The following is a 13,667-nucleotide window of genomic DNA, read 5'->3' as shown; positions in this document are numbered from 1 at the left end:
GAATCAAGAGCGGGCCAGCTAAAGCAAGGACGGGACGGTGCCGGAAGGCACCGCCCCGTCCCGAGTCAAGCAGGCTATGACGCGTAGGAGCGTGTTGCGTCCAGTTCCGCTTCGAGAGCCTTGAGTTGGCGTTCGACGGCGGCCGGCGCGGTTCCGCCCTGCGAGTTACGGCTGTTGAGCGAACCTTCGGTGCTGAGGACGCTGCGGACCTCGGGAGTCAGGTGCTCCGAGATCGCGGCGTACTCGTCATCGCTCAGGTCCCAGAGCTCCACGTTGCGGCTTTCAGCCTGCTTCACTGCCGCCCCGGAGAGCTCGTGCGCTTCACGGAACGGCACGCCCTGGCGGACCAGCCATTCTGCGATGTCCGTGGCCAGGGCGAAGCCCTGCGGAGCCAGGGACTCCATGCGCTCAGTGTTGAACTTCAACGTGGCGATCATGCCGGACACGGCCGGAAGCAGGAGCTCCAGGGTGTCGGCGGCGTCGAAGACCGGTTCCTTGTCTTCCTGCAGGTCGCGGTTGTACGCGAGTGGCAGGCCCTTGAGCGTGGCCAGCAGGCCGGTGAGGTTGCCGATGAGGCGTCCCGCTTTGCCGCGCGCGAGCTCGGCAACGTCCGGGTTCTTCTTCTGCGGCATGATGGAGGACCCCGTGGAGTACGAGTCATGCAGGGTCACGAAGGAGAACTCCTTGGTGGCCCAGAAGATGACTTCCTCGGAAATCCGGGACAGGTCCACGCCGATCATCGAGCAAACCCAGGCGAACTCGGCGAAGACGTCGCGGGATGCGGTGCCGTCGATCGAGTTGTGCACGGCCGAGTAGAAACCCAGGTCCGCAGCAACCGCTTCGGGGTCCAGTCCCAGTGAGGACCCTGCCAGGGCTCCGGAGCCGTAGGGTGACACACCCGCGCGCTTGTCCCAGTCCTGGAGCCGCTGGACATCGCGCAGCAGCGCCCAGGCGTGGGCCAGGAGGTGGTGGCTCAGCAGGACCGGCTGGGCGTGCTGCAGGTGCGTACGGCCAGGCATGGCCACACCGGGGTGTGCCTTTGCCTGCTCCACCAGGGCATCGATCGTGGCGAGGACGCCCCGGGCAATGATCCGGGCGTGGTCACGCAGGAACATGCGCCCCAGCGTTGCCACTTGATCGTTGCGGGACCGGCCGGCGCGCAGTTTTCCGCCCAGCCGGGCACCTGCCCGCTCGATCAGGCCGCGCTCCAGGGAACCGTGGACATCCTCATCGCTCTCGGCCGGGAGGTAAGCGCCACTGGCGACGTCCTCGTCCAGCTGCGTGAGGGCAGCGAGCATGCCTTCGAGCTCTGCGTCGTCCAGCAGTCCGGCCTTGTGCAGCACGCGGGCGTGCGCCTTGGACCCGGCGATGTCGTAGCGGGCCAGCCGCCAGTCAAAGCGCGTGGACTTGCTCAGTGCGGCCAGGGCGTCTGCCGGGCCGCCGGCGAACCGGCCGCCCCACAGCGCGCCTTCGTTTGTTGCCGACGTCATTATTCGCCTGCAACCCGGAGGTCGCGGCCGGAGGCAACCTTGGAGGACATGCCCCACAGCTCGATGAAGCCGCGGGCCATGGACTGGTCGAAGGTGTCGCCGGTGTCGTAGGTGGCGAGGTCGAAATCGTACAGCGAGGTATCCGAGCGACGCCCGTTGACGATTGCCTGGCCGCCGTGGAGGACCATGCGGATGTCACCGGAGACGTACTTCTGGGTGTCCTCGATGAACGCGTCCAGGGAGCGCTTCAGCGGGGAGAACCACTGGCCGTCGTAGACCAGCTCGGACCAGCGCTGGCCCACCGTGGCCTTGAAACGGGCCTGTTCGCGCTCGATCGTCACGTCTTCGAGGTGCTTGTGCGCGGTGATGAGCGCCATGGCACCGGGAGCTTCGTAGATCTCGCGGGACTTGATGCCGACGAGGCGGTCCTCGACGACGTCGATGCGGCCAACGCCCTGGGCGCCGGCGCGGCGGTTGAGTTCCTGGATGGCCTGCAGCGGGGTGACCTTCACGCCGTCGATCGCTACCGGGATACCGGCCTGGAAGGAGATGGTGACTTCATCCGGTGCCGGCGGGAATTCCGGGGTAGCCGTGTAGTCGTAGATGTCCTTGGTGGGAGCGTTCCAGATGTCCTCGAGGTAGCCGGTCTCGACGGCGCGTCCCCAGACGTTCTGGTCGATCGAGTACGGGTTCTTCTTGGTGGTCTCGATCGGCAGGCCCTTTTCTTCGGCGAAGGCAATGGCCTTGTCGCGCGTCAAGGCAAGGTCGCGGACAGGTGCGATGCACTTCAGGTCCGGGCCGAGGGTCTGGATGCCGACTTCGAAGCGGACCTGGTCGTTGCCCTTGCCGGTGCAGCCGTGGGCAACGGTAGTGGCGCCGAATTCGCGGGCAGCCTTCACGAGGTGCTTGACGATCACGGGACGCGAGATAGCGGACACCAGCGGGTAGTGGCCCTGGTAGAGGGCGTTGGCCTTCAGGGTGGGCATCGCGTATTCGTTGGCGAACTCGTCGCGGGCGTCCGCGACGTAGGCCTCGACGGCGCCGCAGCCCAAGGCGCGCTGGCGGATGGTCTCGAGGGACTCGCCGCCCTGTCCAACGTCAACTGCTACGGCGATGACCTCGGCGCCGGTAGCTTCACCGATCCAGCCGATGGCTACGGACGTATCGAGGCCACCGGAGTAGGCCAGAACAATGCGCTCAGTCACGAGAGTGCTCCTTTGGTTGTTGCTTGGTTGTATCTAATGCTTGAAGAAAAAGCGTTCAGTTGCCGGGTCCGGCTTCCTCGGCCAATTGCAGGAAACGGGCCGCCAGTTCCGCCCCGCCGTCAGGATCGCGTGCCACCAACATCACGGTGTCGTCGCCTGCGATCGTACCTAAAACGGACGGCATCACGGAGTGGTCGATGGCCAGGGCAAGGAAATTCGCCGCACCCGGCGGTGTTCGGAGGACCACGATGTTGCCCGATGCCTCGGCCGTCACCAGCAGTTCGCCGCAGAGGCGGCTGAGCCGGGCATCAAGGATCTCCTGTGTGACACCGCTCTTGGCGTGCCGCTCTCCCCCTTCACCCGGAACGGCGTAGACCAAGGCGCCGTCTTTGCCCCGCACCCGGACGGCACCAAGTTCCACGAGGTCCCGCGAGAGGGTCGCCTGGGTAACCTGGACGCCGTCGTCCGAGAGCAGGGCCGCGAGCTCTGCCTGCGAGCGCACCGACTCGCCCGTCAGGATCGCGGTGATGCGCGCCTGCCGGGCAGTCTTGGTGGCCGGGCTGGCGCCCGGAACGGTCGGGTTGACGGACACTAGAACGTGCTCTCGCCGGTTCCCTCGACGGGTGCGAGGCCGTCGACAAACGCGAGCCCGGAGCGGTGCATCAACCAGGCCATGAGTGCTTTCTGGGCGTGGAGGCGGTTCTCCGCTTCGTCCCACACGATGGACTGCGGTCCGTCGATGACGCCGGCGGAGATCTCGTAACCACGGTAGGCAGGGAGGCAATGCAGGACGACGGCGTCGGGAGCTGCCTGCGCCATGGCGGCCTCGTCCACGGAGTAGTCCCGGAACAGTTGCAGGCGGGCTTCCTTCTCCGCTTCCTGTCCCATGGAGACCCAAGTGTCGGTGGCCACGACGTCGGCTCCCTTGAGGGCCTCCTTGGCGTCCGTGGTGATGAGTACCGAACCTCCGGTCTCTGCGGCCCGCTGCTCTGCCGCAGCCACAATCTCCGCGGCGGGCAGGTAGCCATCGGGGCCGGAGATGCGCACATGCATCCCTGCGGTCACCCCGGCCAGCAGGTAGGAGTTGGCCATGTTGTTGGCGGCGTCACCCAGGTACGCCATGGTGAGTCCGGCCAGCTTTCCCTTGTGCTCCTTGACCGTCAGGAGGTCGGCCAGGAGCTGGCAGGGGTGGTAGTCGTCGCACAAGGCGTTGATGACGGGCACCTTGGAGTTTTCCGCCATCGCCACCAGGCCCGCGTGGGCGCCGGTGCGCCACACGATGGTGGACACCATGCGCTCCAGGACCTTGGCGGTGTCCTCGACGGACTCCTTATGCCCGATCTGTGCTTCGCCCGGATTGATGATGAGCGCGTTGCCGCCCATGTCCGCCACGCCGGTTGCGAAGGAAACACGCGTCCTGGTGGAGGTCTTGTCAAAGATCACGGCGACCGTCTTGCGTCCGCTTCCCTCCGCGGCATACGGCTGGACGCTGTAGGGGGCGGCTTTCATGCGGACGGCCAGTTCCAGGACTTCGGCTTGTTCGGCCGGTGTCAGGTCCGTGTCCTTGAGGAAGTGCCGGGTGCTGGTGGAAGGAGTAGTCACTGTGCGTCCTTAGCGGTGGTGGCGGTAGCCGTTGCGATCAAGGAAGGGAGGGCGGCAAGGAACCGGTCAGCCTGTTCGGTGGTCAGGATGAGCGGTGGTGCCAGGCGGATGGTCCGCGGGCCGGGGCTGTTGATGATGAACCCGGCGTCCAAGGCTGCCGTGACCATTGCGGGGGCAATGCCGGCTGTCAGGTCGAAGCCGATCAGCAGGCCTTCTCCGCGGACTTCGGTGACGCCGTCGACGGCGGCAATTCCGGTTCGCAGGTACTCCCCCACAGACTGCACGTTCTGCAGCACGCCCTGGCTTTCGATGGCGTGCAGCGTCGCGAGCGCCGCGGCGGTTGCCACCGGGTTCCCGCCGAAGGTGGTGCCGTGCTGCCCGGCGGTGAGCAGGGCCGACGTCGTACTTCCGAACGTCACCAGGGCGCCGATCGGGAAGCCGCCGCCCAGGCCCTTGGCGAGCGTGATGGCGTCCGGAACAATTCCGGCGTCTTCGCTGGCGAGCCATTTGCCGGTGCGGCCGATGCCCGTCTGGACTTCGTCCAGGATCAGGAGCGCGCCGGCTGCGGTGGTTGCCTCGCGGGCTGCCCGGAGGTAGTCGGCGCCGAGCGGACGCACGCCCGCCTCACCCTGGATGGGTTCCAGGAACACTGCGGCGGTGGAATCGTCGACGGCGGCACGCAGGGCCTCTATGTCGCCGAACGGGATGTGGACCACGCCGCCGGGCAGGGGTTCGAACGGTGCCCGGTACGCTTCCTTGGCGGTGAGGGCGAGGGCCCCCATGGTGCGGCCGTGGAAGGCGCCTTCGAGGGCAAGGATCTTGGTGCGTTTGCCGTCGCCGCTGTTCCGGCGGGCCAGCTTGAAGGCTGCCTCGTTGGCTTCGGTTCCGGAGTTGGCGAAGAACACCTTGGAACCGGCCGGTGCCTGGCTGATGGCCAGGAGCTTCTCCGCGAGCGCGATCTGCGTCGGGCTGGTGAAGAAGTTGGAAACGTGCCCGAGCGTGGACAGCTGGCTCGAGATCACGGACGTCACGAACGGGTGCGCGTGGCCGAGGGCGTTGACGGCGATGCCGCCGAGGAGGTCAAGGTATTCCTTGCCGTCCGCGTCCCAGACGAGGCAACCGGCGCCACGGACGAGCACCCGTTGCGGCGTGCCGAAGACGCCCATGAGCGAGGACGAGTAACGGGCCAGCCAGTCGGCGCCTGAACTTTGGGTGACAAGCGTCGACGCCGCGGCTTCCGCCAACTGTGTTTCGTTGCTGCTCATGCGTTTACTTCCTGGTCCGGTACTACCTGTGTGCCGATGCCCGCCGTCGTGAAGGTTTCCAGCAGCATCGAGTGGGCGAGCCGCCCGTCCACGATGTGGGCGCGTTCCACGCCCTCGTCGATTGCCTTCAGGCAGGCGGCCATCTTGGGAATCATTCCCGATTCCAGGCGCGGCAGCATGTCCCGGAGTTCGGACGCCGTCAGCGACGAGATCAGCGAGGACTTGTCCGGCCAGTTCGCGTAGAGCCCTTCAACGTCGGTGAGGATGACGAGCTTCGAGGCTCCCAGCGCCGAAGCAACAGCTGCTGCGGCGGTATCGGCGTTGACGTTGAGGACCTGCCCCGTGGTCTGGAAACCGGTGGCGTCGTCGATGATCTCCGGTGCGACCGTGGAGATCACGGGGATGCGTCCGGCGTCGAGGATGTCCTTGATCCCTGTGGGATCGACGCCGATCACCTCGCCCACCAGGCCCAGGTCCACTTCTTCACCGTCAACGACGGTTCCGGTCCGGACGGCACGGAGCAGGCCGCCGTCTTCCCCGGACATACCTACCGCATAGGGTCCGTGCGAGTTGATGAGCCCGACGAGTTCGCGTCCCACTTGGCCTGTGAGGACCATGCGGACTACGTCCATGGCCTCGGGCGTGGTGACCCGGAGGCCCCCTTTGAATTCGGATTCGATGCCGAGGCGTCCGAGCATGGAGTTGATCTGCGGACCGCCGCCGTGGACCACGACGGGGTGGATCCCGACGTGGTGGAGGAACACGATGTCCTCGGCGAAGGCACGGCGGAGTTCGTCGTTGACCATGGCGTTGCCGCCGTACTTGATGACCATGGTGGTTCCGGCGAAGCGCTGGATCCAGGGCAGGGCCTCAATGAGGGTCCCCGCTTTGTCCTGGGCGTCGGCCATGGACGTGGTGTCGCGCGTGTGTGCGGTCATGGTCATCCTTAGCTCGAGTACGCGCTGTTCTCATGCACGTAGTCGTGCGTGAGGTCGTTGGTCCAGATGGTGGCCTCGGCGTCGCCTGCCTGGAGGTCGATGTCCACCCGGACTTCACGCGGTTCGAGGTCCACGAGGTTGCGGTCATCACCAATGGCGCCGTTGCGGCAGATCTGGACGCCGTTCATGGACACGTTCAGCTGGTCTGCTTCGAAGACGGCATCGGTGGTGCCCACTGCTGACAAGACCCGCCCCCAGTTGGGGTCCTTCCCGAAAATGGCGGCCTTGAACAGGTTGGAGCGGGCTACTGCCCGGCTGACGATTTCAGCGTCGCGTTCGCTGGCTGCATTGAAAGTGCGGATGGCGATGTCGTGGCTGGCGCCTTCGGCATCCCCAATCAGCTTCCGGGCGAGATCGGCGCACACGTTGGTGACGGCTTCGCTGAGCTGCTCGGCGGAGGGCAGTGCTTCCGACGCTCCTGAGGCAAGCAACACCACGGTGTCGTTGGTGGACATGCAGCCATCGGAATCAGCACGGTCGAAGGTGACGCGCGTGGCGTCGCGGAGGACGACGTCGAGTTCGTTGGCCGGCACCTCGGCGTCGGTGGTGAGGACCACCAGCATGGTGGCGAGGCCCGGGGCGAGCATGCCTGCGCCCTTGGCGATGCCACCCACGGTGAAGGACTTGCCCTGTGCGTCCTTGCCCGTGAAGACAGCTTCCTTGGAGACGCTGTCCGTGGTCATGATTGCGGTGGCCGCGGCACTGCCGCCGTCCTCGCTCAGTTCCTTGGCTGCCGCTTCGACACCCGGGAGGATCTTGTCCATGGGGAGCTGCTCGCCGATCAGGCCGGTGGAACACACCACGACGTCGGAAGCTGAGACTCCCAGCACCTCGGCCACTTTCTCTGCGGTGGCGTGGGTGTTCTGGAAACCCTGCGGACCCGTGCAGGCGTTGGCGCCGCCCGAATTCAGGACGACGGCGTCAACGCGGCCGTCCGTGACAACCTGGCGCGACCAATGCACGGGAGCTGCGGCAACACGATTGGACGTGAAGACTGCGGCCGCTGCTTTCTGCGGGCCGTCATTGACAACGAGGGCCAGGTCCGGATTGCCTGATGCCTTGATGCCGGCTGTGATTCCAGAGGCGCGGAATCCCTTGGGGGCGGTAATGGTCACGGTGCAACTCCCTGCAGGTTCAGGCCGGCGGTTTCATCCAGGCCGAGGGCTATGTTCATTGACTGCACGGCACCGCCGGCAGTTCCCTTGGTGAGGTTATCGATGGCGCAGGTGACGATCACCCGGCCGGTGTGGGCATCGAAAGCCAACTGCATGACGGCGTGGTTGGAGCCCTGTACGGACTTGGTACTGGGCCACTGCCCCTCCGGCAGAAGGTGAACGAACGGCTCGTCGTCGTAGGCGTCTGCCCATGCCTGGCGCAGCTCGGAGGCTGTCACGCTGAGTCCTGCCTGCGGCCGCACTTTCGCGGTGGCCGTCGTCAGAATGCCGCGGCTCATGGGCGCCAGCGTGGGCGTGAAGGACACCGTTACGGGTTCGCCTGCGGCGTTGCTGAGTCCCTGTTCGATTTCCGGCGTGTGGCGGTGCCCGCCACCCACGCCGTACGGGCTCATGGAGCCCATGACCTCGGAACCAATGAGGTTCACCTTCGCTGCCTTGCCTGCACCGGAGGTTCCGGACGCGGAGACAATGACGACGTCGTCCGCCTGGAGGAGGTTGCTGGCGAAGCCGGGCGCCAACGCCAGCAGCGACGACGTCGGGTAGCAGCCGGGAACGGCGATCCGCGTTGCGCCCTTCAGCGCCTCGCGCTGGCCCGGGAGTTCGGGCAGGCCGTACGGCCAGGTACCTGCATGGGCGGATCCGTAGAACTTTTCCCACGCGGCGGCGTCCTGCAAACGGTGGTCCGCTCCGGCGTCGATCACCACTGTTCCTTCCGGCAGTTGCGCGGCAATCTCCGCGGAGGCACCGTGCGGAAGGGCGAGGAACACGACGTCATGCCCGGCCAGGTTCTCCACGGTGGTGTCTTCCAGGATCCGGCTGGCGAGCCCATGGAGATGAGGCTGCAACTCCCCTAGTCTGGAACCAGCGTTGCTGTGCGCCGTAATGGCGCCGATGGTGACGTTGGGATGGTTGGCCAGCAGGCGCAGCACTTCTCCCCCGGCATAGCCACTGGCACCGGAGACAGCAACAGAAATAGTCATGAGCCCCATGATACAGCAAAAGTATTCATTGGCACCGATATTTATGCATGCCCTAAACATCGTATTTGTTAGGACATTTCCGGTATGCTTGATGGAGGGTGATCCAGACCGTGCAGTCCGAACGTCGGCTGCAGCGTTGCCCGTTATCGATACGGGGCACATTCTTGGCACCCACTTCCACATCTGAGCGGCCCAAAGTTCGCGCAATCCAACCCAACCCGGTGGTCCAGAGCTATTCGGAACTCCTGAAGAGCGTCAAGAAGGCCGGGCTGCTCGAACGCCGCAGCGGCTTCTACATCTGGCTTTTCGTGGCCTTGATGCTCCTCATGGCAGGTACCTGGCTGGGCTTCGCACTCATCGGCGACTCCTGGTATCAGCTGCTGATCGCCGCAGCCCTGGGGATCTTCTGTACGCAACTGAGCTTCCTGGCCCACGAGGCCGGCCACAAGCAGATTTTCGCATCCCGCCGCGCCAATGACTGGTCCGCCCGCCTGTTGGCTACGGGGGTGGCAGGCATCAGCTATTCGTGGTGGGAACAGAAACACGGAGCCCACCACAACCACCCGAACGTCATTTCCAAGGATCCGGACATCCGGAACAACGCCCTGGTGTTCTACGAAGAGGCAGCGGCGCAACGCAAAGGACCCTTGGCGTTCCTCACCCGAAAGCAAGGCTGGTTCTTCTTTCCGCTCCTCACGCTGCTCGGCATCAGCCTCCAGTTCGATTCCCTTCGATACGTCTTCAGCCGGGGCAAAGTCCGCCACCGCTGGGTAGAGACCCCTATCCTCGTGGCCCGGCTTGCCGTATTGCCCGTTCTGGCCTTCACATTCCTGCCCATCGGCATGGCGTTCGCATTCCTCGGCGTGCAAATCATGGTGTACGGCTTCTATATGGGCGCCTCCTTCGCTCCCAACCACAAAGGAATGCCGGTCCTGCCGAAACAAAGCCGGGTGGATTTCCTCAGCAGGCAGGTCCTGACCTCACGGAACATCGCCGGCGGCCTCTTCATGGACTTCCTCCTCGGCGGCCTCAACAGGCAAGTGGAGCACCACTTGTTCCCGGATATGGCCCGCCCGCACCTGCACCAGGCAGCCGAAATAGTGCGTGCATTCTGCGCCAAGCACTCCATCCCCTACACGGAAACGTCTCTGGCCGCGTCCTACGGAATAGTGGTCAGGTACCTGAACGAGGTAGGCCTGGCGGCCGGGCGCGGCTTCGATTGCCCGGTGGCTTCAACCCACGGACGACGCTAGGAATTTCGCGGTCGCGTCCCGTCCGTCCCTAGGATGGAACCTGAAACCGGGCACCGGAAGGACCGTCCCGGAGTGAGGAGCCACCATGTCGCATGCCATTGTTGCCAGTCAACCGGGAGGACCTGAAGTCCTCGAGTACGCTTCAGTCGAACCTCCCGTCCCAGGCGCAGGCCAGCTGCTGATCAAGGTCGCGGCGGCCGGCGTCAACTTCATCGAGACCTACCAGCGCAGCGGGATCTACAAGGTTCAATACCCTTTCACTCCCGGCGCAGAAGCCGCCGGAACCATTGAAGCGGTGGGCGAAGGCGTCGAAGATTTTGCTGTTGGCGACAGGGTAGCCACCGCGGAAGCAACCAAGACCTACGCCGAGTACGCCGTAGTGGATGTCGATAAGGCCCTGCCTGTCCCGGCCGGGGTTGATGACCACACCGCAGCCGCTTTGCCGCTCCAAGGCATCACTGCCCACTACCTCATGAACTCGTCATTCCGGGTGGAACCGGGACACACCGTTTTGCTCCACGCAGGCGCCGGTGGCGTCGGCCTCCTGCTGACCCAGCTGCTGAAGGCACGCGGAGCCAGGGTCATCACCACCGTCTCTTCGGACGAAAAAGCCGAACTTTCCCGGCTTGCGGGAGCCGATGAGGTCCTGCGCTACGAAGGTTTTGCGGACAAGGTACGGGAACTCACCGACGGTGAGGGCGTGAATGTGGTGTACGACGGCGTCGGCAAGGACACTTTCGACGATTCCCTGAGAAGCCTGCGGATCCGCGGCGCCATGGTGCTGTTCGGAGCGGCTTCCGGGCCCGTTCCACCGTTCGATCCCCAGCGGCTCAACGCCGGAGGTTCACTCTCCCTGACGCGTCCCACGATGGGCCACTTTGTCCAGAACGCCCACGAACGGCGCTGGCGGGCCGCAGAAATTTTCGACGCCGCCGCCAACGGCACGTTGTCCGTCCGGGTCGGCGCCACCTACCCGCTGGCAGAAGCAGCCCAGGCCCACAGGGACCTGGAAGGCCGGAAGACCACCGGCAAGGTGCTGCTCCTCCCCTAGCCGCGACCCGGACAGCACGCAGGCCCTGAAGCGACAAAAGGCCCTGACAACCGAATCCATAACGGAACGGTTGTCAGGGCCTTTCACTTCGCTGGCAGCACTGCTAGCGCTGGACGGCTCCACAGCGTTCGGCAGCAACAGCCACCGCAGCTGACCGGGCCTCTGAAGCTTCATCTGCCGTCAGGGTACGGTCATCAGCGCGGAAGCGCAGTCCGAAGGCCAAAGACTTCTTACCCTCTTCGATGCCCGGTCCGGAGTAGACATCGAACAGTGCCACGTCTTCCAGCAGCACTCCTGCGCCCTCCCGGAGCGCGGCAAGGACGTCATCGGCGGGCACATCCTGCGGGACCACCAGGGCCACATCCTGGGTGGCCACGGGGAAGCCCGAGATGTGCTTGGCGACGATCACGTCAGCAGCAGCCTCAAAGAGCGCTTCGACGTTGATCTCCATCGCCACGGAGCGCGCAGGCATGTCGTGGGCGGCCAAAAGCTTGGGGTGCAGTTCGCCGGCGTAGCCCACGACGTCACCGCTGCGCAGTGCCAGACGGGCAGCCCGGCCCGGGTGGAAGGCCTGGTGGCTGCCCTGGCTGACTACCAGCTCAACCCCAAGGACGTCGGCAATCAGCCGCGCAACATCCAAGGCATCGGCCCAGTCCCAGGCACGCGGCGTGTGCGTCGCGGCAGCCGGCGAATCATGGCCGGTCAGGACCGCCGCGATGTGCAGCGGCTGGTGCGGAACGCCGTCGAACAATCCCTCCAGAACCTCATCCGCAGGCCTGACGCCCAACGGCGGGATGCTTTCGGTACCGATTTTCCCTTCCGGCAAGAACACCGAACCGGCCTCGTACAACGCTACGTCGCGGAAGCCCCGCGAGTGGTTCCGGCGTGCGACCTCGATCAGTCCCGGCAGGATCGACGTGCGAAGGAAACCCTGCTCTTCGCTGATCGGGTTGGCGAGCTTCAGTGCCGGCCGTTCGGCGCCTTCCTCGGCTACCCCGAAGGTATCGTTGGCGGCCTTGGAGACGAACGGGTAGGACAGAACCTCAGTCAGGCCTGCATCTGCCAGGGCCTGCACCACGCGACGTTTCTGCTGCTGGGTCCGGCTCAGGCCACGGCCCGGAGGTGCCACGGGCAAGGTGGCGGGAATGTTGTCATAACCGACCAGACGGGCGACTTCCTCGGACAGGTCTTCCTTGGTTTCGAGGTCGTGGCGCCAGCTTGGAGCCGTAACCCGGTAGCCGCCGTCGTTCTTTTCCACGGTGGCGCCAAGGTCAACGAGGGAAGTGGTGACCTGCTCCTCCGTGAAATCGATGCCGATCCGCTTCGAGGCATAGTCGGCAGGCAGTTCGATGGTGACGGCGTCCGGCACGGTTCCGACGTCCGTCCCGGTCGCGTCAGCGGTGCCGCCGGCCAGTTCCACCAGCAGGTCCACGACGCGCTGGGCGGCGACGTCGGCCACGTGCCAGTCCACGCCGCGTTCGAAGCGCTTGGAAGCCTCGGACGGCAGCTTGTGCCGGCGGCGGGAACGGGCAATCGAAACCTCGTCGAAGTGTGCCGCTTCCACCAGGATGCTGGTGGTGGAATCCGATACCTCGGTGTGGGCGCCGCCCATGACGCCGGCAATGCCGATCGCACCGGAATCGTCGGTGATCAGCAGATCCTCGGGGTGGAGGGTCCGCTCCTTGTCATCGAGCGTGGTGATCTTCTCGCCGGCTACGGCACGCCGCACGACGATGTCACCGGACAACTTGTCCAGGTCATAGCAGTGGTTCGGCTGGCCGAGTTCCAACATGACGTAGTTGGAGATGTCCACCGGCAGGGAGATGCTCCGGATGCCGGCAAGACGAAGCCGGGATGACATCCACGGCGGCGTGGGACGCGTCGGGTCCACACCCCGGACAGTCCTGGCGACGAAACGGTCGCAGCCGGGCTTGCCGTAGATCGGAGCGTCGTCGTTGAGCTTGACGCCGTATCCGCCTTGGAGCCCGGCAGGTGCGTTGACCTTGGATGCCGGATCCGTGAAGGCGGTACCCGTGGCGTGGGCGTATTCGCGGGCCACTCCTCGGATGGAAAAGGCATAACCGCGGTCGGGAGTGACGTTGATTTCCGCTGCTTGGTCGTACAGGCCGAGCAGTTCCATTGCGTCGGTTCCAATTTCCGGGTCCAAACCGATCCGGGACAGCACCAGGATGCCGTCGTGGTCGTCGCCGATGCCCAGCTCGCGGACCGAAGCGATCATTCCAGCAGACATGTGACCGTAGGTCTTGCGGGCAGAGATGTGGAAGTCCCCGGGCAGCACGGCGCCCGGCAGGGTCACAACAACCTTGTCCCCCTCCACGAAATTGTGCGCGCCGCAAACAATGCCCTGGACGCCGGACGGATCTATGCCCTTGCCGGTGAGGGTCTGTTCCTGCCCTTCGGGAACGACCCGGACCTGGCACCAGTTGATGGTCTTGCCGTTGCTCTGCGGTTCCTTGACCAGGCTGAGCACCTGCCCGACGACGACCGGCCCCTTCAGGGTGTCCGTGGGCCGGTGGACCTCTTCTTCTTCGAAGCCGACCTTCACCAGGTCAGCCATGACGTCTTCGGCCGTAGCATCGGCCGGTACCTGTGCGAACTCGCGCAACCAGGAAAGTGGGATACGCACT

The 13,667-nt window shown here is 65.2% G+C and carries 11 protein-coding genes; 2 read left to right on the top strand and 9 right to left on the bottom strand.

Annotation, left to right across the window (positions count from 1 at the left end; all coding sequences use genetic code 11):
• Nucleotides 1-74 precede the first annotated feature (74 nt).
• The 8 genes from argH to argC are packed head-to-tail and all read right to left on the bottom strand — an operon-like array spanning nt 75 to nt 8,715.
• Complete coding sequence (argH, locus tag RI444_RS07405; RefSeq protein ID WP_207604902.1) at nt 75-1,490, bottom strand: argininosuccinate lyase; 1,416 nt, start codon at nt 1,488-1,490, stop codon at nt 75-77.
• Nucleotides 1,490-2,695 (bottom strand): argininosuccinate synthase, encoded by a 1,206-nt coding sequence (locus tag RI444_RS07400; protein ID WP_021474290.1) that lies wholly within the window; start codon nt 2,693-2,695, stop codon nt 1,490-1,492. The genes argH and RI444_RS07400 overlap by 1 nt, the downstream gene beginning before the upstream one ends.
• 55 nt (nt 2,696-2,750) lie before the next feature.
• Nucleotides 2,751-3,287: an arginine repressor gene (locus tag RI444_RS07395; RefSeq protein ID WP_207604903.1), complete on the bottom strand. Its 537-nt coding sequence runs from the start codon at nt 3,285-3,287 to the stop codon at nt 2,751-2,753.
• Nucleotides 3,287-4,297 carry an ornithine carbamoyltransferase gene (argF, locus tag RI444_RS07390; protein ID WP_021474292.1) on the bottom strand — a complete coding sequence of 337 codons (1,011 nt, stop codon included), beginning with the start codon at nt 4,295-4,297 and terminating at the stop codon, nt 3,287-3,289. The genes RI444_RS07395 and argF overlap by 1 nt, the downstream gene beginning before the upstream one ends.
• A complete protein-coding gene (locus RI444_RS07385; RefSeq protein WP_021474293.1) occupies nt 4,294-5,562 on the bottom strand; it encodes an acetylornithine transaminase in 1,269 nt (422 codons plus the stop codon). Before RI444_RS07385 ends, argF begins: the two co-directional genes overlap by 4 nt.
• Entirely contained in the window at nt 5,559-6,500 is a 942-nt protein-coding gene (gene argB, locus RI444_RS07380) for an acetylglutamate kinase (RefSeq protein ID WP_021474294.1), read from the bottom strand. The genes RI444_RS07385 and argB overlap by 4 nt, the downstream gene beginning before the upstream one ends.
• 8 nt (nt 6,501-6,508) lie before the next feature.
• Nucleotides 6,509-7,675: a bifunctional glutamate N-acetyltransferase/amino-acid acetyltransferase ArgJ gene (gene argJ / locus RI444_RS07375; RefSeq protein ID WP_021474295.1), complete on the bottom strand. Its 1,167-nt coding sequence runs from the start codon at nt 7,673-7,675 to the stop codon at nt 6,509-6,511.
• Nucleotides 7,672-8,715, bottom strand: a complete 1,044-nt coding sequence (gene argC, locus RI444_RS07370) for an N-acetyl-gamma-glutamyl-phosphate reductase (protein WP_021474296.1) — start codon at nt 8,713-8,715, stop codon at nt 7,672-7,674. The genes argJ and argC overlap by 4 nt, the downstream gene beginning before the upstream one ends.
• A gap of 164 nt (nt 8,716-8,879) precedes the next feature.
• Here argC and RI444_RS07365 point away from each other — a divergent pair, with 164 nt between their 5' ends.
• Both RI444_RS07365 and RI444_RS07360 read left to right on the top strand, forming a co-directional pair.
• Complete coding sequence (locus tag RI444_RS07365) at nt 8,880-9,968, top strand: fatty acid desaturase family protein (protein ID WP_207604904.1); 1,089 nt, start codon at nt 8,880-8,882, stop codon at nt 9,966-9,968.
• An 85-nt stretch (nt 9,969-10,053) separates the two neighbouring features.
• Nucleotides 10,054-11,019: a quinone oxidoreductase family protein gene (locus RI444_RS07360; protein ID WP_207604905.1), complete on the top strand. Its 966-nt coding sequence runs from the start codon at nt 10,054-10,056 to the stop codon at nt 11,017-11,019.
• 103 nt (nt 11,020-11,122) lie between these two features.
• Here the strand turns inward: RI444_RS07360 and pheT are convergent, their stop codons facing one another.
• Nucleotides 11,123-13,666, bottom strand: coding sequence for a phenylalanine--tRNA ligase subunit beta (pheT, locus tag RI444_RS07355; RefSeq protein ID WP_207604906.1), 2,544 nt, complete (start codon nt 13,664-13,666; stop codon nt 11,123-11,125).
• Nucleotide 13,667 lies beyond the last annotated feature (1 nt).

This window comes from Paenarthrobacter sp. AT5 (assembly GCF_032764245.1).
Classification (GTDB): Bacteria; Actinomycetota; Actinomycetes; order Actinomycetales; family Micrococcaceae; genus Arthrobacter; species Arthrobacter ureafaciens.
This window is presented reverse-complemented; position numbering and strand designations above follow the sequence as displayed.